This window comes from Methylophaga sp. SB9B, from assembly GCF_004832235.1.
Taxonomy (GTDB): domain Bacteria; phylum Pseudomonadota; class Gammaproteobacteria; order Nitrosococcales; family Methylophagaceae; genus Methylophaga; species Methylophaga muralis.
Genome location: NZ_SSXS01000004.1, coordinates 93,959 through 112,636, shown reverse-complemented (window position 1 = coordinate 112,636; position 18,678 = coordinate 93,959). Strand labels below are relative to the sequence as shown.

Sequence of the window (18,678 nt, the reverse complement as noted above, 5' to 3'; positions counted from 1 at the left end):
TGTTCTTTCTATTTAGTGAATGCGATATTCAAAAGTGTTGTGAACGTTTTGCACGGCAACAGGCTGTCCATTCACCATTCTGGGTGTGTATCGAAATGTTTTGGCGGCTTCTAATGAAGTGTTTTTAAATAACGGATGGCAATTGGCTAATACTTCGGGGGACTCGACTTCTCCCTTGGTATTGACGGTATAACGCACCGTACAATCACCTTCCAAGCCTTTACGCAAAGCGCCGCGAGGATAGTCCGGAGCTTGTTTTTCAATAGGCTTATAACGCTCAACCGAAAACGCTTCTGTATTGCTAGTGCTTTGCACAGAGTCCTGCATATCTGTCGACCGTGAAGCTGTTTCGATGGCCGTTGCTTGCTGTGCTAATGGGGGTTTAGTGCTCGGTTCAGCTGGCTGAACAATTTGTTTTTCAGGTTGTTCAACAACCTTTTTTACTGGCTCATCCAGTTTCGGTTTAACCGGTTCTGGTTTAACTTGCTTCGGTTTTGGTTTTTCTTCAACACGTTTGAAAGCCAGTTCATTTTCAACTACAGGTATTGGCTCAGGCTGTTTTTGGACGACCGGTGTTGGCTCAACCATTGGCTGAATCGGTTCTGGGACTGGTTCAACTGGTTTGATTTCGGGTGGAGCAGGCTTTGGCAGCTGCAGCATTTGAATTTTGATCGTGCTGAGTTTTGGCTCTTCCTGTTGAGCCGCCTGGGTCCACGAGTTCAATAACAAACCTGCTATAGCCAGATGAAATAAACCAACCAGCAATAATGTCGATGTATTTATTCCGGCTTTATCTGATGGCTGACCTAGATAACGGTCATCATAGAATCCTGCATCATTCATCAGGGGACTCCGTAATTAGTCCGACATCCTCGATACCCACTTTTTGCAGGGCGGCGATTGCTCTCACCACAGAAGCATAATCGGTGGCTTTGTCACCACGGATAAAGAAAAGTAAATCAGGATGCTGCAGTCTAATCTGATCAATTTTCATCACCATTTCATCCAAGGTGACAGCCTGATCAGAGCGAGACTTAACATCAACTTCAGATCCGACATTCCAGTAATAACTTCCGTCAGCCACTACCGATAAGCTCAAGATGGTTTTTTGACTATCGGTAGGTAACGCTTCGGCAGCGACTTTGGGCAGTTCCAGTTTGACGCCTTGCACCAGCAGTGGTGCTGTGACCATAAAAATGACCAACAGCACCAGCATGACGTCAATATAGGGCACCACATTCATTTCTGCTTTCAGTGCGTGTTTGGAAACAGGTTTTCTTAACATGATGAATTCACGCTACTTTAGCTAAAGGACTACGATGCATAACCCGCTGCAAGCGCGTAATAAATTCATTACCAAAATGGTAATAACGTGTACTTAACGCACCGGCACGTTTACTAAGTTGATTGTAGGCAACCACCGCTGGTATCGCCGCAAACAGACCAATTGCAGTGGCGATCAGCGCCTCAGCAATACCCGGAGCAACGGTATTTAACGTGGCTTGTTCAACTTGAGATAAACCAATAAACGAATTCATGATGCCCCATACTGTGCCAAACAGGCCGATATATGGGCTGACTGAACCGATGGTGGCTAGGTAAGAAAGGCCTTTTTCTAATTCAACTTCCTGTTCGCCAATATTCACCAACATGGCTCTTTCAACATTTTCGACAATTTCATCTTGTGGCACAGCATTCAATTGTCGATATTTTTCATATTCCAGCCAACCTGCCTGGAAAATAGCCGGTAAGGCTCGATAAGCAGCCACCTCAGACTGAGCAGCATCCATCTTGGTCATATCAGCGGTTTGTCTGAACTGTTGATGGAATTGTTTGTTTTGTTTCTCCAGACGGCCCAATACCTTGGACCGCCAGATAATTAAATACCAACTTGCCATCGAGGCCATAACCAGCGAGATCATTACTAGTTTGACCACCAAACTGGCCTCACTGACCAATCCCCACATTGTCATTTCATGCATTGTCGTGTCCATGACTGACTCCTTATTTCGTTTTAGCTGAAAGGCCCAGCTGGTCGGCGATAGCTGACCAAGGCACATATTTGAAGTTTTGATTTTCTACCGGCATACGGTTGCGTCCGTCTTGAACTACTAACATGCCTTGTTCCCATGGTTCACCAAGATTGGCACTAGTGACATCCAGGCCATCGGTTTCAGACACACCATCGATGCCTAATTCAGTATTAAAGCCAATGCGGAATACACCACGGTAAGTAAATGGGGGTAGGGCATCGAGTATTACAAAACTATCATTACCCTGACTTGAGACGACTAAATAAGCTTCATTTTCAGTTTGATATAAGGTGATGCCTTCGATATCGGCTTTTAGATGCTCACCGACTGCCATGACTTGCATTAAATCCGTTGACTTATCTGCACCGGCATCTAAAGCCCAGATCGCTTTATCTTCTTCACCAACAAATAAACGGTGATTTTTATCATCTGCTACACAGCCTTCCGGTTGTGATCCCACGCTAAATTCACGCACTTTTTTAGCATCAATATTGCTGTTATTGTCTTGCATTAGATATTGGAAAAAACGACCGTCTTTATCATTCACGATGGTGTAAATATCGCCGGCCTGATTTTTATACATACATAAGCCATAGATGTCCTGGCTGTCTGTCGCTACTTCTCCTAATTCGCTGACAACACTAGAGGTGGGGTCAATCGAAAAAACATGCAAAGAGTTATGGTCACGGTTACTGGCCACGGCCAAATCAATCGCTTTACCGTTAAACATAAATCCAGAACGCACATCGACATTATTTACTCGGCCGACGGGCAGTTTTTGTCGGGTTTTCCCCATCAAGTCATAAACTACCAAACCGCCTTGTTTATCAGTAGCTAGAACCAGGCTTTGTTGTGGATTTTGTTTGTTAACCCAGATAGCTGGATCATCTGCTGCATCACCCAAACTCGGCACTGGTTCGGTTGCCTGCTGTGATTTTACTAGCGGTATAGCATCAGCTTGTGCTGTGTCTTGATGAGCCCATGGCAAAGTGAACGTGGCTAAACCGTCATCATGTTTAACCATAATGGTTAACGTTTTATCGTTTATCCGAGCACTGATGTTTTCAGGATCAGAGAGATCCGTTAACGCAAACTCAGCCTGATGCTGCCATTTTTCATCGTTATCAAGATAGGCATGTAACTTTTTAGCCTCGGAGTCGAGCACTAATAAGCCACCGGGGACGATAGCCATTCCCATCGCACTCTCTGTAAGTTGTCCAAAGGGTTGAGTGAGCGCCACTGGTTCTCGGATCAGATCTGCCTCGGGATGCGCTTGATAGGCCCAGATGCCAACGTTTTCTTCATTGATAAACATCAGTGATTGTTTGTCATCGACCTGACAATATTCACTGTTAGGTGGTGTACTCAAGCTACGAATTAATTTAGGTTGTTCAACGGGAGAGGTGGCGTCGGCGACTAACCATTGTTCCCCATGACCTTCTTCACCTACCAGAAACAAAAAGCCATTGTGTGCTTGATCCTGGTACAGGCATACACCATCAATTTTAAATGCTGGTTGAGGTAAATAAACCGGTTTAGTCCACAGTTGTGTTGTTTTATCAAACAACGTGACCATGGCTTGTTGACGATTAGCATCAACAGTTGCAACCAATAAACCTTTATCAACCAATCGTTGGTCGATAAGGCCAAAGTTACCTTTTAACAGGCTGAGTTGTTTGCCTTGTTTATCTTCAATGGCAATGCCTTTATGTTCATAAGACACCAGTCGATCTGCCAAAGACATTATCAAAGGCTGAGTTAACAGTTGTGCAGCTTCAATCTGGCGACTGTCGTAGTTTGAAACAAGCTTTAATGAAGCATCAGCTGTGGCCGTAAAGGGTATTGCCATCATGACACAAGACGCGAGTACGGTTAGCTTAAGGTTGAATCTGTTTTTATTCATTTCATTCACTTTCAATTTTGGTTATGAATATGGTCTAAGGCCACTCTTCTCGGATAGAGTCCTAGAAGTTGGTTAAGGTGAAACCCAGCTTGATGGTCGGGCCATATTCTTCATATTGAGCGTTGTAGGAACTGTTGCGGTTGTATACATAGAAACTCTCGTCGGTGATATTTTTCACTTCGAGGCTGATTTGAGCATTTTTGGTCAGGAAGTAGCTGGCACCGAAATCAAGAAATGTCTGTGAGTCAACATATTGATCCAGGTCTTTTTTATCGATGGCGGCTACTTCGGATAAATAAGACGATTTATAATTGGCTGACAAACGCATGCTGAGTTTGTCGTTTTCCCAACCTAACATCAGATTGCCAACTTGTTTTGATTGTCCGGGAAGATCGATATTACGTTTCTGTCCAAGCCCCTCGATTTCTGCATCGGATTGACTGAAAGTCGCGTTTGCACCGAGCAATAATCCATTCCACGGAGCAGGCAACCAGCTTAGTTTTTGAGAATAGGCAAATTCGATACCATAGACTTCCGCAGAGTCTCCATTAGCAAACGTTACCGCTTCGTCAAAGTCAGCAAATAAACCCGTGCCTGAAACATCTGTTTCATATACAAAGTCTGAGATATCTTTATAGAAAACATAGGCCGAAACCGCACCAGCACGTCCCATGTAATGCTCAATACCCAAATCCAGGTTTTTCGACGTCATCGGATCTAAATCGGGATTACCAAAACTGGCTTTATCACCGCTTTCAATGGCAAAACCAGGCGCCAGCGCTTCAAAGGTCGGACGCACTACGCTATTGGTCCAAGCGGCCCGAATCTGAGTGTTATCGTTTACATAATAGCGGCCATGCAAACCAGGTAACCAATGGTGATAACTGTTTTTACTTGAAATGGATTCAAAATTATCATCTCTTATCCCGGTGCCTTTTGCCTTAAAGCGAGTGCCTTCATAGCGCAAGCCGGCAATGATGGTCCAGTCATCCAGATCCAGGGTATTCATCACATAAGCCGCGTTAATGTCTTCATTCATCACATAATCATTAATACGTGATTCTTCTTCGTTGACGTTATCGGCTTTATCTAATTTGCTCAGTAAAGCCTCAATAGCAGAACTGCTGATACCTTGGCCGAATCGGTTCAAACTGTAATCTACGTTCCCTGAACTATAAGCAGCTAGACTGGTGTCATTGGTACCGAAATCTTCGAATTCCCACGCCTGCAGGTCATTATCTTTTTCACGACGCGATAATTTACCGCCGAATTTGACTTGCGAGGCATAACCCTGCAAATCAAAGTCTCTGGCAAGGTCAAACTTAATATTTTTTTCAGTATCAGTGGTTTTTTGTTGTTCCCATTCCACGCTGTCTAATTCGAAACTGGAAGGATCATAATAATCTGAGCCCGCATTGAGCGTTGGCTTTGAAGTACTGCTATAACCAACTCCATCGAAATCCCCAACAAACTTGGCACCAGCAATGTGTCCAGGTGAATCTTCACTGGCACGGCTGTAGCCAATTTGCCCATTCAGGGTCCATAAATCGATGGTTTTTTCGCCACCAAATACATAGGATTGGATTTCTTGGGTTTCTTTACGATCTTTTAATTCTCGATAACCTTCAGCCCCGTTGCCTGACTCATTTGGGAGCAGGGGATCATCAAACTCCATACCGGCGCCATTACGTGTTTCAGTGTCGGTAAATTGGCTGAATAAAGTCCGTAAGTAATAGTTGGTATTGATATCAGCCTTATAGTCAAAGTTAACCCCAAGGCCTAAACGTTCACGGGTGATATCGTAATCACGCTGCTCTAATTCTTCTAAACGTGGGCTGCCATCAAAATCCCAGGCACCACCGGTTTCAACGTTATCTGAACCAAAATCACGTTTTTGCCAGCTGAGTGCGGCTGCAACACCGAAGTTGTCAATGCCATCGCCGATACTAAAGATATTACTGAATGCACCAGAACCTTTGGGGCTGGTTTGATCGGTATTGTCGTCATAGCTGCCTTCGGTAGAAAGGGTATAGAACAAACCATCGTGATCAAACGCCGATAAACTTCTGACATTGATTGTGCCACCGAGTGAATTGGCATCCATATCTGGTGTTGAGGTTTTGACGACAGAAAGAGATTGAATTAGCTCGCTGGGCAACACATCTAATGCGACGGCACGAGTGCCGTCCTCAGGGGAAGGGATATTAGTGCCGTTAATGGTGACCGCATTTAATTCCGGGGCTAAACCGCGTACCGAAACGAAGCGACCTTCACCTTGATCATTTTCAACGGAAACCCCAGGTAACCTTTGCAAAGCTTCGGCAGCATTATCATCTGGCAACTGACCAATACCATCTGCGTGAACCACGCTTTCAATACTGTTTGAATTACGCTGTTCAGTGAGTGCTTTATCAATCTGTACAGCTTGACCGAAAACCTGCACCTTTTCCATATTGAGTTCATCAGCAGCGTGAACACCGTTACTGAGAACGCTCGCGATGCTTAAAGCAATCAGGCTAAGTTTATGCTTTGGCCGCTCTTTGGTTTCTACAGTTAATTTCATAACATACCCTTGTCGTCATAGTGGTGGATGGCGGCAAGTCTATGGAGGCTAAATGACAAATCTGTGACAGTGAAAAATAAAAATATTCTAAATCAATGGTTTAGGAGCCATCTTTGGACGGTTTAGAGCTGATATGACTTGGCAAAATTTGGATTTGAAAGAAATTTTTTCTTAGAGTATCGATTTAATAGTTAATAAAATCAGCCAATTATGTGAGTTTAGCCAAAGCAAACTCCTCTCTGGATAGCAAAATAAATTAACTTTTTGTGAGCTGATTTGACTGCAAGAAATGTAATAAGACTGTCATTTTTCTAGCGTACTGTCGCCGAAACTATCTTGACAACATCGCAGAAGAATCGGCTAAATCAATGAAAAAAAGAGCTTTTTTACAATCAGAATATTTTTATGGCTTGTCCATTGCCATTGTAATGGGGTTGGTCATCATGAGTGTTTGGGGGGACGTTAAACCCATTAGTGAAGTGGATTGGCTTGATGTGTTTTCAGAAGGCGGTCTGGTCGTTTTGGCTTTATTCTGGCTGTCTTTACTGATACGCAGCCGTCCTGCAGGCCGTGTCACACAGTTGCTTGCCTTGGGGTTGTGCGCCATTGTGTTTTCATGGTCAATGGATGTCGCGGATGAGTTCATTCGTATGCCCTCTACACTGATATGGCAGAACTGGTTAGAAAGTTTGCCTATTCCCATAGCGTTGGTGTTACTAAGTATTGGTATTTACCATTGGCATCAGGAAGAAATCGCCATTACTGCCCAAATGGTAAAGCGTGAACGCTATTTTCGTGAGTACCGCTTATTCGACAAACTGATTCCGGTTGGTGGCGCGGGCTACCTGAAAAAACAGTTAAAGCTGTCTTTAGCCGAAAGTAAAAAACTCCAGCAACCACTAGCGCTTATAGCGGTAGATCTGGATAACTTTAATTCAGTCAATCGCCTTTATGGGGCTGAAGAAAGTGACCATATATTGCAGCTTATTTGTCAGCTATTACTGCTGAACCTGAGAGATGATGATCTGATTTGCCGTTTGGCCGGGGATCGTTTTGTAGTGTTGCTGCACAATACTTCCGAGTATGAAGCACAGCAGCTGAGTCTTGATTTACAAAATGCCGTGGCCAGTTTTGCCTATCGAACCCGACAGCTTCATCAACGTGTATACCTCTCAGCCACAGTCGCCACCACGATGGCTAATACAGATAATTCTGATTCGCTTATCAAACGTTTGAATCTTGAGATCAGCAACCTCAAACAGCATCCATCAAACGCTATATAAAAGCATGTCATCGCTCAAAAAAACACTTGGCTATGAGATAGATAGCGCGTCTATCCCCACGCATTATCAACCGGCTGTACTGGTTGAACTTGCGTTATCGCGTGAGATTGATAATAGACAACTGCTAAGAAGTACTCGCATACAGCTCGAAGATTTCGAATTAGCTGAAAAACGTATCAGCCCGGAACAATTTCTGACATTAATCAGTAACTGCCAAAAATTAGTCGATGCCGATGACACCAGCTTTTTGTATGGCCAACGATTGTGGCCGGGCTTTTTTGGTGCAGCGAGTCAGGCATTGCAGCTGGTCAGTAGTCTGCGTCAGGCAATAGAATTACTGTGTGAATTCCATGCGATTTTATCGCCGTTGTATACACCACGTTTTTATGAAAATGAAGAAGAACTGTTTCTTTTCTGGCAAGACAGCACCGGTAGCAGGACACAACAACAGTTTCTTATTGAAGCACATATGACGGCCTTTATATCGCTGGTAGCCTGGTTATCAAAAGAAAAAATGCCGTGGAGCTGCGAGTTTACCTATCCGGAACCAACTTATATTGAGCAATATTGGGTCAACCTGGGACAAAATCTGTCATTCAATCAGCAGATGAACTGCATGCGACTGCCCATTCAGTTTCTGGATAAGAAATGGCCAAATGCTTCACAACTGAGTATTCATGGGGCGATAAAAGAAACCCATAAACAACTGTTAACGCTACACAGCCCACAAAGCTTTATTGATCAGCTTTATGACCACATTCAAAGCAACATCACCAAACCACTTAATCTGGAAATTGTCTCAGCAGCGTTCGGAATTAGCCCGGCTTCAATGAAACGGAAGCTGAAAAAACACAATACCAGTTTCCAGCAGCAAATCGACCTGGCCCGTAAAAACACCGCCATATATCTGTTTCAGGTTAAACACTTTAATAACCAGCAAATCGCCGAATATCTTCGCTTCAATGATATGAATAACTATCGTCGTGCTTTTAAACGCTGGACAGGAATATCGCCATATAACTTATTCTGAATTGCCAGCAGATTGTTAACCTGCCAACTGGGCAAAAAGACCTAAATTAATCAATCGTTTTATTAACTTTTACAAGGAAAAATAATGAAATTACTGTCCAGACTAATTTTAAGCACCGCCTTGCTGCTAAGTGTGGTTTTTAACACTGGCTGCAGCACAGAGCCAGATAACACTAAGGCACTGAGCTTTGTAGTATTGGGCGATGCAGAGCCAAAGCCTGAAGCAAAGTTTCCACACATGGCAGCAGCAATAGCAGATATTAATCAGCTTATTCCAAGCTTGGATCTTGAATTTGCAGTTGGGGTGGGTGATATCGCTCACAAAGGCACTATGCTGCAATATGAGCAGGCCACACCGGTATTACAAGCGCTGAATCTACCGTTTTATCCAATTATGGGTAACGAAGAGTACGGCAGTACTACCGAGCGCTTTCTGACCTTTGCTAACTTGTGGAACCAAGGAAAAACCAGCATCGACAGTATCCGCTATACAAAGGAATTTGACAGTGTCGCCTTGGTTTTTGCCTCGCCAGATTTTGGCCGCGACTTTAACGACGAAGGCATTGACTGGTTAAAAAATGAAGTCGCCCGACTGTCACCAAAACCAGTAATGTTAGTGGTGCATGGTGCCCAACAAGGTGTGTTTAAAGAAAACGCCGACAAAGGCATCAGCCACCCAGGCTTTGTAACAGAAGTCATTAGCCAACCAAATGTTCGTGCCGTAATCTCAGGCGATTTACATATGGATATGCCGCGGGTAAACCATTCTTTAGAATTAAACGGCGTGCATTATGTACATATCCCAGCCTTGGAACGTACAAAAATTCCAGATGAAAGCCACCATGTAGCGATGTATCGAGTTTTTAGTGTTATGCAGGATGGCAGTGTCGTGGTTGATACCTATCAAACAGGGAATCTGGAGCCATTAGCGGATTATCAATATCGCTTTACGCTCTAACAAGCAACATCTGCAGTTGTTATTCACCTGAGCATATATGCCTCTCGCCTTGAGACTATGCCAATGTATGAAGTGGATTCCCACGGAGGGCCGTAGGAACCAGTATTAGTTAGAAAACTTAGCGTGACTGCATCCGCTCAATGGTGGTTGTCAGTACACGTTTCATTTTATCGGTCGCGCCGGTAAAAGCTTGTTTGATGGTCGCGGCATCATGGGTAACCACATTGGGTTGAAGGCCTTCTATCCGGGCTTCAATCAGACAACGGATGTCATCAGCACCGCCACGGTTTTCACTGTTTTGATCACTTAAATGCACTTCAACACGAGTAACGTGTTCATCGAATCGTTTTAGAGAATGCTGTAACTCCTCACGAATAGAGTCTGTAAGCGTGTCATCACCTGGAATGTGGCGATCGGTATTCACTTGAATTTGCATGTAACCTCCGTTGGGTGAAATAAAACATCTAAAACTATGACAATGTGAACTGGCAAACATTCATCATTAATAATCAAAACGCATAAGCCACTATAAACCCAATTACTTTGAAGGCCTTTAACCCAAAGCAAGCCGTCCCATAGCCCACCTTGTTAGACTCAGTGAGTGATTTTCTAATCGGAATCGGTTGGAAGCGAAATCTATCTTAATGATTATCAGGAGTACGCTATGCAATATCCTTATGTGTATGGAACTTTAATTGGCGTGTTGGCCGTGAGTTTGAGTGGTTGTGGCGATACCGCTAAGGTACCTCCGCAAGCAGATTATGGTCCTGAGCCGACCTTGGTTGCTCCTAAACAGGGCTTGTTACCCACGCTGAAAATTGCTCCGGCCAAAGGTTGGCCGATTGATGGCGAACCCATTGCAGCAGATGGCTTAAAGGTAAACCGGTTTGCTATGGATCTGGATCATCCACGATGGATTTATGTATTGCCCAATGGCGATGTATTGGTTGCCGAATCAAATGCACCTGAAAGCGAAAAACCTGACACAGGTATTAAAGATTGGGTGAAAGGCTTGGTGATGAAACGCGCCGGAGCTGCTGTTCCGAGCGCGATCGGATTACGTTATTGCGTGATGAGGATGGCGATGGTGTAGCTGAAACACGTCATGTATTTCTTGAAAACCTGCATTCACCGTTTGGCATGGAGTTGATTGGCAATGATTTTTATGTTGCCAATGCCGATGCGATTGTGCGTTTTCCTTATGAAGAAGGGCAGACTGAAATTACTGCTGAGCCTGAGCATGTAACTGATTTGCCAGGTGGGCCGATTAATCATCATTGGACCAAAAATATTATCGCCAATGAAGATGGCACATTAATTTACGCCACGGTGGGTTCCAACAGTAATATTGCAGAATATGGCATGGAGAACGAAGAGAATCGTGCTGCGATTTTAGAGGTCAATCCTGAGACTGGCGAAAAACGACTTTTTGCATCGGGTTTGCGTAATCCTAACGGTTTAGCCTGGCAGCCTGAAAGTGGAGAGCTGTGGACCACCGTTAATGAACGCGATGAACTCGGCAGTGATCTGGTGCCGGATTATATGACCTCGGTACAAGATGGTGGCTTTTACGGCTGGCCTTATAGCTACTATGGTCAGATAGTCGATACGCGAGTCGAGCCACCAAGACCCGATTTGGTCGAGAAATCTATCAAACCGGATTATGCATTAGGTGCTCATACTGCCGTATTAGGCTTGGCTTTTTATCAAGCGGACTTACTCGATGAAAAATATCAAAACGGCGCGTTTATCGGTCAACATGGTTCGTGGAACAGAAAACCGTTAAGTGGTTATAAAGTGATCTTTGTGCCGTTTAAAGATGGTGAACCGGACGGTATGCCACAAGATATTCTGACTGGATTTGTTGACGGTAATGGCGATGCTATGGGCCGTCCGGTAGGTGTCGTTGTCGATAAACAAGGCGGCATTTTGGTTGCTGATGATGTCGGTAATACCATCTGGCGTGTGAGCCCGGAAACTGAGTAATTTAGTTTGACCTATTCGGTCTGGTTCCCACGCTCCAGCGTGGGAATTTAAACAGGTTTGAGAAATTTTTAAATAATGAAGCGTTTTTGAATTTGTTCAGCGGTAGTTCAGTTTCATAGGTCTATAACGGAATCGTGGCTATTAAGTTAGCTCTCACCGAATTTAACGGAGTCATCCTATGAACAGATTAAAGACGTTTCTCTCTATCAGTGCGTTAAGCCTTGCCAGTTCCGTCAGTGTGGCCGTAGCTGAAAATAAAGAGTTTGAGCACAAAAAAGTAGACAATTTGTCGACTGCCATCGTTGATAGTCAGCAAAATAATACGCAACCAACCGATGCGATTTTCTGCAAAGATACATCAGATAAATAAAACCAGATTCAACAACCGTTACCGATAGCGCAAGTTATCGGTAACGGTTTTTTATTGCCTCAATATAATCAAACTTTCATGAGTAGATTTTGATTAGCCATTAGGGTGCGTTACTCGTTATCCTATACGACCAATTTACTGACCCGTTTCTTATCTCATGTCACATATTCTGCTCGACAAAACGCATCCTCCCATTATTCAGGCCGCCATTAATTTAGGTGATTGGCTTTTAAGTCTGGAAAACTTAACAGATGAAGATAAAGCTGCAATCAAGTCAGTGCAGTATGCGTTGAAGAAACTGCCGGAAATTGATGATGATATTTTGGCGATGTATGGTTTCAGTATCGAACGAGGTGATGCCGATAATGGTTTGGTGCGGGGATGGGATATCTCACTGGAATACAGTGCTAACGATCCAGAGCAGCAAGGTGGCTTAGAGATTTTTAGTTCGTATATTCCGCTGCCAGAAACGACTGATCCAACCGTATTAGCAGAAAAGAAACAGCGCGAAGTGTATTTCCACTGGCCGATTGGCGATATCTGCAGTTTTATCAAAGCCGAACAGGCACAACAGTGGATTGATGATGTCAGTCAGCCGTTGCAATTTATCGAAGCCGGTGATCGGTTACGGATTGAGATTGTGTATCAGCAATTTTATACAGAGCACGAATACCCGTTGAGTTGAATCCAACATCAAACTCTGCTGCCTAGTTAAGGCAACAGAGTTTGCTGATATTGAAATGGTTTTAATGTCGGTAAATAGCGGCTAGACCAGTTTTACCGGGCATTTGATCTGGCGGCAAAATCCATACTTCACCGCCCATTTTTTCCACAAGCTCACCCAAATCGTCCAAGACATCATCGACTTCAGGATGACTGAGTTCGGCAGTTTTCACTTCGCCTGTTTCGGGATCCAGCCGGCCTTCAATGTGATGACCTTCTTCAATCATTAAAGTATCGACACGTCCGCTAGCGGCGGCAACTGCGACTTGGCGAAGATTATCATCGCCAAGTTGATGGGCTTTTGCCTCAGAAAAAGCTTCGGCTAAAGCGGCTTGACGCGCTAGGTGCTGAGGTTCAACGATTTCCCAGATCCGTTTGCGTAATTCATCCAGCGTAAAACCATCGGCATTTGCAGCCAGACCATCTTCCATCAAAAACGGGTTATGGCTGACCTTGTGAAACAAATGATGATGTTCTGTTACCGATGCCAAAATCAGCGGCAATTGTGATTTTTTGGAAAAATGCTCGTGTACCTGACGATCGACAAAGCGGAAAAAACGCTCATCATCAACATCCAGTGCGTCTTTGCGACCGCCGTGACCATGATGCATTGAACCTTTCATGGCACCAACACCACCGTATGAGGAAACCGAATGACGCGGATCGGTTAAATCATCTCCCAAAGCTTCTTGAATGGTTTGAGGGATATCGTCAGCAATTTCAATTTCATCCAGCGTATCGCGACTGCCTTCAAATAAACGGAATTTATCTCGACTCAGGGCTAAGACCTGATAGCGATCTACTGATTGCAAGAAGCGGCGTAATGGTTTGATATGGAAGCTGTCTGCTGCGACTGCCAGTTCTGGCATGGATTGCTGCAACAAATAAACACGGAAAAAGCCTAGTGCGGCAAACACGGCCAGCCCATCCTGAGTGTAATTCCAAAACAATGGATCGCGAGCCAGTTTTTCAAACGGCTCAAGCAGTTTTTTGATTTCAGTGGCTGAGTATTGTTGTTGTAATGACTTATCCAATACTTTAACGAGATTACGAAAGCGGATAGGGTCCTGCTGGTTATCCGGCATCGAGCGGTGAGTGGGCTGAAATAAAGACAAACATGGTGCATCGTGTGATGTAGTTAATTCAGCTAATGATTCTATGGTGAGTCTATCGGTCATGACTTCTCCTAAAGCGTACGTGTTAGGTTTGGGTCTGAAATGTGCAGAGATGGGACAACTTAGAGATTTGGCGAATGCCAATAAGTTGACTCCATCCTAACAACTGCAGAGGCACACTTCAAGCTGAAAAAAGCTTTATTCCAGATTAAAATAAAATTTAATTTAATTTCTAGAAAAACAAATTAATAATTTGTTATTTAAGAAGATTTTCTTCTTTTGATGTGCTTATTTCTTTGGCGACCTGCTTGGTGATGGTTGAATCAGTTGCAATATCAACTGTCGCAGAACTGGCCGTAACGGCAGGCTGAATCGTGGGTTGTGGAAGATCGGGTGGAGCCTTTTCTTCCTTCTCTGCAGACTCGATTGGCTCGGCTAATTGAACACGCTTAATGGGTTCGGACATATTGATTGCAGCATTATCAAAACCGATTTTTACCAGTCGAATGGCTTCACTACGTGCTTTGGCAAAATCACTTTCATGCTGATTTATCCAGGCGGTAAACGTTAAATCGACCATGCTCTCTCGTAATTCTGCAATCAACACTTGTGGAGCGGGTTCGGCCAACAGCCCTGGCATTTGTTGCAGAATCGTCAAACCAAGTCGACGAGTCGTACTGAGATCGACATTCGCAGAGATAGTGATGTTAAATTCAAAACGACGTAGCGGATTGCGTGAGAAATTGGTCATCACAGAAGTAATCATCGTACTGTTTGGAATGCGTAAATGATTGCCATCACCGGTCATTAGCACCGTATCGCGAGAGGTCAGGCGAACTACATTGCCAGTAAATTCACCTATTTTGATGGCATCGCCGATGCTGAAAGGATTGCGAGCACTAAGCAAAACGCCCGCCAGATAATTTTCGACAATATTGCGAAAAGCAAAACCCACGGCAAGGCCAAAAACACCGGCTACACCGAGTAAAGCTCCGACCAGGGCTGTCGCATCAAGGATCTGTAAGGCAATAAGAAAACCAATCCCGACAATCAGGATACGAATAATCCGTTCACCCAGATCTGCCGCCAATTCGGTAAAACCCAGCCGGTGCAGCCATGTGCCACGATTGCCCGCCCATTGACCAATCAACCAGAAAACAATGATGGTGAGAATTGCCACCAGCACAATCGGCAAACTGCGGATCAGCGAATTGAACATCTCCTGAATTTTTTGCGTGGTCGGTTGAACACGGGTGGAAATGTCCATTTGTTCGCTGAGCAGATTTTGCACATAGATAACACCTTCAACCCGACTGGCCAGCGCTACCAGATCACGTCCGGCACGAGCACTGGGAACACTGCCGCTCAAAATAACAACACCGGAACTGACCTGCACCTCAACGTCTTCATAACTTTCTATAACATCGAGAATGTCAGTCAAACGCGATTCAATAGCCTGATCTTGAGGAACATCAGTAACCTGGATTTCGGCACCAGGGTCGACTAATTCCTGACTGTGAATACTGGGTAGCCAAAGAAGCGTGATTATGAATACTATGAGAGGGTAATGCATTTACAGTCTCCAATGCCTGAGTGTCTTCAAACATACACAAATTCAGATGAAAGAATAGTGTTAGATCGCTTTACTGATTCATTTTTTTCAGTTTGAACCCATGTTATATACAGCTGCCTGGCACTGGTTGAACATACGTTTTTTTGATGTCCTGAACAGTTACTTAGTGTGCACATCAAATTTGTGCATCTCAATAATGGAAGTTAATTCGCTTGGAAAGATTCAAACAACTGGGTTCGCGTTTAGTAAATTCAAAGCATATGTTGTGGGGTGTGGCTTTTGCTTCTTTCATGGAGTCGCTGATTGTGCCGATTCCGTTGGAAACGATTCTGATTCCTTTGATGCAGGCTCGCCGGGAAATGCTCTGGGCGATTAGTGCTATGGCGTTATTGGGTTGCATGGTTGGAGCGGCGTTGGGATATGCGATTGGCTATTTTGTGTTTGGTCTGATCGGAGAGCAAATTATTGCTCTGCTGTCGACGCCAGAGCAATTTGAATCTATTCGCCAGCAAATTCATTTACATGGTTTCTGGTATGTTTTGAGTGTGGGCATCACGCCGATTCCATTTCAGATTGCCATGCTGGCGGCCGGGGCGACCGGCTATGCATTTTTGCTCTATATGCTGGCGACCAGCATTTCGCGTGGCTTGCGTTATTTTGGGCTTGGTTTGCTGGTGTGTCTGTTTGGTAATCAGGCGCAAAATTTGTTTGAAGAACACAAAATCGGTGCATCCATTTTTATTATTTTGTTGATTGGCCTTATCTGGAGCGTGTTGTTATTTAGCTAGTGAATTTTTCCTTGCTTGCATGGGAAGCGATTCGTACACTTGATTAACTGTTTCAATTAATCAAGTGGTTTATGACAACTCGCTCAAATGCTCATGGTGGTCGTCGCGTTGGTGCCGGACGCAAAAAAGGTACGGTGATCAAAGAACCAACTGCGGTAATGCGTATTCCTCAAAGTCAAAAGCCAATCATTGCTGATTTTCTGGCCACCTATCGACTTAATCAGTCCACCGATAAGCAAACTAATCATTTAGCAGACCAGCCCACGGTATTTGAACGCCCGGTTGTTGCACCAGCTAAACGCAGCTGGCCATTATTCAGTTCTAAAGTCGCGGCAGGTTTTCCTTCTCCTGCAGATGAACATGTCGAAAGACGCTTGGATCCCAATGAGTTTCTGATTGATGACGAAGAGGCAACTTTTTTTGTCACCATTCAGGGCTATTCAATGATTGATAGCGGTTTATTGCCCGGCGATAAAGCCGTGGTGGATCGTTCTAAAACTGCCAGCATTGGCGATATTGTTCTGGCCGTAGTCGATGGCGAATTTACCATTAAACTGCTGGCGAAAACCAAACAGGGTGGGCCAAGATTATTGCCGTCCAATCAGTCAGGTGAATATCAGCCGATTGAAATTAAAGACGGTATGCAGTTTGAAATCTGGGGTGTGGTCACCGGTTCGTTTCGGCGGTTTAAATAACATGTCTCGCAGTATCGCGCTGATCGACGTCAATAACTTTTACGTTTCCTGCGAGCGGGTTTTTAACCCAAAGCTGATCGGAAAACCAGTAGTGGTACTCAGCAATAATGATGGTTGTGCTGTGGCGAGAAGTAACGAAGCCAAACTGCATATTCCGATGGGGGCACCGTGGTTTAAGTTTCAGCAAATAGCGAATGAGCAACATATAGTCGCTTTATCATCCAATTATGCGTTGTATGCCGATATGAGTAATCGGGTGATGCGAATTCTCAATCAGTTTTCGCCGGATCAGGAAGTGTATTCGATTGATGAATGTTTTCTGGATCTGAGCGGTTTCCAGCATCTTGATTTACTGCAATATGGGCAGCAGATTCGTCATCGGGTAGGGCAATGGACTGGATTGCCGGTCAGTGTCGGTATCGGTGCCAGTAAAACGCTGGCTAAGCTGGCCAATCACTGTGCCAAAAAACGGGCTGAATTTGATGGGGTCTGTGATTTTAATCAGTTAAGTCCTGAACAACTTAACCATTTACTTGCCGATCTGGATGTCGGTGAGGTGTGGGGCGTTGGCCGTAAACTGGCAGTGAAGCTGAAAACGCAGGGCATTCACAGCGTTTTGGATTTAAAACAAGCCAATGCTGAAACCCTGCGGCGCCAATACAGTGTGGTGATGGAAAAAATCGTACGTGAACTCAACGGTATCAGCTGTCTGGAGCTGGAATATGCCATCAGTGACAAAAAGCAGATATTGAGTTCGAGAAGTTTTGGTATTCCGGTGACTGATATGAACAGTCTGGCCGAGTCCATCAGTCTGTATACCAGCCGTGCGGCAATGAAACTACGTCGACAGCACTCGGTGGCAAGGATTATTCAGGTTTACATTCGCTGCAGTCCTTATCGCAGTGGAGACGCTTTTTACGGCAATAGTTTGATGGCGGCGTTACCGATGGCTACTGATGACACCAGAGTGTTAGTTAAACATGCGCTCGCTGCGCTGAAACGAATGTATCGCCCCGGATTTAACTATGCCAAAGCCGGCATTATGCTCACCGAACTGCAGCCGAAAAGTGGGCAGCAGCAGGACTTGTTTGCGCCGAATCAGGATGCCAAATCCGGACAGTTGATGACGGTGATGGATATCATTAATAACACGATGGGCAGAGACACGTTACAGCTGGCCAATCAGGGCTTTAAACGCCCGTGGAAAATGAAGCAGGAACATAAAAGCCCGAGTTATACGACAAAGTGGGAGGATGTGTTAACTGTCAGCTAAGTAAAAGATTTTTAAAAACTTTTTATTGGCAATCTAAAAAAACTAAACACATGCCAATAAACAAAGGCGAGTATGCTGATTGGTATCGCGCCAGATATGTTTTGGCCGAACTCAGAGATAACTATTATGAACATTATTCGTCAAACATCATTTATCGCCCTTTTAGCTACAGCTATGCTGGTAACAGCCGGTTGCGGCAATATGTCCAGCCGCGATAAGAACACAGCAGCAGGCGCAGGTATTGGTGCCGTGGGCGGTGCCATCTTAACCGGTGGCAGCGCAGTCGGTACTGTTGGTGGTGCTGCAGTAGGCGGCGTAATTGGTAATCAAGTCGGTAAAGATTAATTACCAGAAAGTAACAAAGCAAAAGCCCCGTCAGTGATGAC

19 protein-coding genes are annotated in these 18,678 nt (G+C 44.5%); 11 read left to right on the top strand and 8 right to left on the bottom strand.

Translation table 11 applies throughout. From position 1 onward, the window contains the following. Window positions 1-12: 12 nt before the first annotated feature. From E8Q33_RS15600 to E8Q33_RS05880, 5 genes are all read right to left on the bottom strand, one after another. Window positions 13-843 (bottom strand): TonB family protein, encoded by an 831-nt coding sequence (locus E8Q33_RS15600; RefSeq protein ID WP_211116109.1) that lies wholly within the window; start codon window positions 841-843, stop codon window positions 13-15. Further along, window positions 836-1,285 (bottom strand): ExbD/TolR family protein, encoded by a 450-nt coding sequence (locus E8Q33_RS05895; protein ID WP_136553530.1) that lies wholly within the window; start codon window positions 1,283-1,285, stop codon window positions 836-838. Before E8Q33_RS05895 ends, E8Q33_RS15600 begins: the two co-directional genes overlap by 8 nt. A 7-nt stretch (window positions 1,286-1,292) precedes the next feature. Further along, a complete protein-coding gene (gene tolQ, locus E8Q33_RS05890; protein ID WP_136553527.1) occupies window positions 1,293-1,994 on the bottom strand; it encodes a protein TolQ in 702 nt (233 codons plus the stop codon). 10 nt (window positions 1,995-2,004) lie between these two features. Then, window positions 2,005-3,936, bottom strand: a complete 1,932-nt coding sequence (locus E8Q33_RS05885; protein WP_247869950.1) for a phytase — start codon at window positions 3,934-3,936, stop codon at window positions 2,005-2,007. 61 nt (window positions 3,937-3,997) lie between these two features. After that, on the bottom strand, window positions 3,998-6,499 hold the full coding sequence (locus E8Q33_RS05880; RefSeq protein WP_136553517.1) for a TonB-dependent receptor: 2,502 nt from the start codon (window positions 6,497-6,499) through the stop codon (window positions 3,998-4,000). Window positions 6,500-6,867: 368 nt separating this feature from the next. On the opposite strand from E8Q33_RS05880, the gene E8Q33_RS05875 reads away from it, so the two are divergent. The 3 genes from E8Q33_RS05875 to E8Q33_RS05865 all read left to right on the top strand — a co-directional run bounded on the left by E8Q33_RS05875 (window position 6,868) and on the right by E8Q33_RS05865 (window position 9,769). Next, a complete protein-coding gene (locus tag E8Q33_RS05875; protein WP_136553515.1) occupies window positions 6,868-7,782 on the top strand; it encodes a diguanylate cyclase domain-containing protein in 915 nt (304 codons plus the stop codon). Between the two features lie 4 nt (window positions 7,783-7,786). After that, window positions 7,787-8,812 carry an AraC family transcriptional regulator gene (locus tag E8Q33_RS05870; protein WP_136553513.1) on the top strand — a complete coding sequence of 342 codons (1,026 nt, stop codon included), beginning with the start codon at window positions 7,787-7,789 and terminating at the stop codon, window positions 8,810-8,812. Between the two features lie 84 nt (window positions 8,813-8,896). Further along, on the top strand, window positions 8,897-9,769 hold the full coding sequence (locus E8Q33_RS05865) for a metallophosphoesterase (RefSeq protein WP_136553512.1): 873 nt from the start codon (window positions 8,897-8,899) through the stop codon (window positions 9,767-9,769). 118 nt (window positions 9,770-9,887) lie between these two features. Here the strand turns inward: E8Q33_RS05865 and E8Q33_RS05860 are convergent, their stop codons facing one another. After that, window positions 9,888-10,205: an HPF/RaiA family ribosome-associated protein gene (locus tag E8Q33_RS05860; protein WP_069295133.1), complete on the bottom strand. Its 318-nt coding sequence runs from the start codon at window positions 10,203-10,205 to the stop codon at window positions 9,888-9,890. A 228-nt stretch (window positions 10,206-10,433) separates the two neighbouring features. Between E8Q33_RS05860 and E8Q33_RS15595 the strand changes: the two genes are divergently transcribed. From E8Q33_RS15595 to E8Q33_RS05845, 4 genes are all read left to right on the top strand, one after another. Continuing rightward, the gene (locus E8Q33_RS15595; RefSeq protein ID WP_211116108.1) at window positions 10,434-10,862 is read left to right on the top strand and encodes a hypothetical protein; all 429 of its coding nucleotides are present in this window, start codon (window positions 10,434-10,436) and stop codon (window positions 10,860-10,862) included. Next, on the top strand, window positions 10,835-11,755 hold the full coding sequence (locus E8Q33_RS05855) for a sorbosone dehydrogenase family protein (RefSeq protein WP_211116107.1): 921 nt from the start codon (window positions 10,835-10,837) through the stop codon (window positions 11,753-11,755). The genes E8Q33_RS15595 and E8Q33_RS05855 overlap by 28 nt, the downstream gene beginning before the upstream one ends. 178 nt (window positions 11,756-11,933) lie before the next feature. After that, window positions 11,934-12,125, top strand: a complete 192-nt coding sequence (locus E8Q33_RS05850; protein ID WP_136553510.1) for a hypothetical protein — start codon at window positions 11,934-11,936, stop codon at window positions 12,123-12,125. A gap of 157 nt (window positions 12,126-12,282) precedes the next feature. Next, window positions 12,283-12,810 carry a hypothetical protein gene (locus tag E8Q33_RS05845; RefSeq protein ID WP_136553508.1) on the top strand — a complete coding sequence of 176 codons (528 nt, stop codon included), beginning with the start codon at window positions 12,283-12,285 and terminating at the stop codon, window positions 12,808-12,810. 61 nt (window positions 12,811-12,871) lie between these two features. Here E8Q33_RS05845 and E8Q33_RS05840 read toward each other — a convergent pair whose 3' ends face one another. Both E8Q33_RS05840 and E8Q33_RS05835 read right to left on the bottom strand, forming a co-directional pair. Then, window positions 12,872-14,026, bottom strand: a complete 1,155-nt coding sequence (locus tag E8Q33_RS05840; RefSeq protein ID WP_136553506.1) for a hypothetical protein — start codon at window positions 14,024-14,026, stop codon at window positions 12,872-12,874. Window positions 14,027-14,219: 193 nt separating this feature from the next. Beyond that, window positions 14,220-15,536, bottom strand: a complete 1,317-nt coding sequence (locus E8Q33_RS05835; protein ID WP_136553504.1) for a mechanosensitive ion channel family protein — start codon at window positions 15,534-15,536, stop codon at window positions 14,220-14,222. Window positions 15,537-15,748: 212 nt separating this feature from the next. Between E8Q33_RS05835 and E8Q33_RS05830 the strand changes: the two genes are divergently transcribed. The 4 genes from E8Q33_RS05830 (at window position 15,749) to E8Q33_RS05815 (ending at window position 18,637) form a co-directional block, all read left to right on the top strand. After that, a complete protein-coding gene (locus tag E8Q33_RS05830) occupies window positions 15,749-16,324 on the top strand; it encodes a YqaA family protein (protein WP_136553502.1) in 576 nt (191 codons plus the stop codon). Between the two features lie 71 nt (window positions 16,325-16,395). Then, window positions 16,396-17,019 carry a LexA family transcriptional regulator gene (locus E8Q33_RS05825; protein ID WP_136553500.1) on the top strand — a complete coding sequence of 208 codons (624 nt, stop codon included), beginning with the start codon at window positions 16,396-16,398 and terminating at the stop codon, window positions 17,017-17,019. A gap of 1 nt (window position 17,020) precedes the next feature. Beyond that, a complete protein-coding gene (locus E8Q33_RS05820) occupies window positions 17,021-18,292 on the top strand; it encodes a Y-family DNA polymerase (protein WP_136553498.1) in 1,272 nt (423 codons plus the stop codon). Between the two features lie 72 nt (window positions 18,293-18,364). Next, window positions 18,365-18,637 (top strand): glycine zipper 2TM domain-containing protein, encoded by a 273-nt coding sequence (locus E8Q33_RS05815; protein ID WP_342670158.1) that lies wholly within the window; start codon window positions 18,365-18,367, stop codon window positions 18,635-18,637. The last annotated feature ends 41 nt before the right edge of the window (window positions 18,638-18,678 follow it).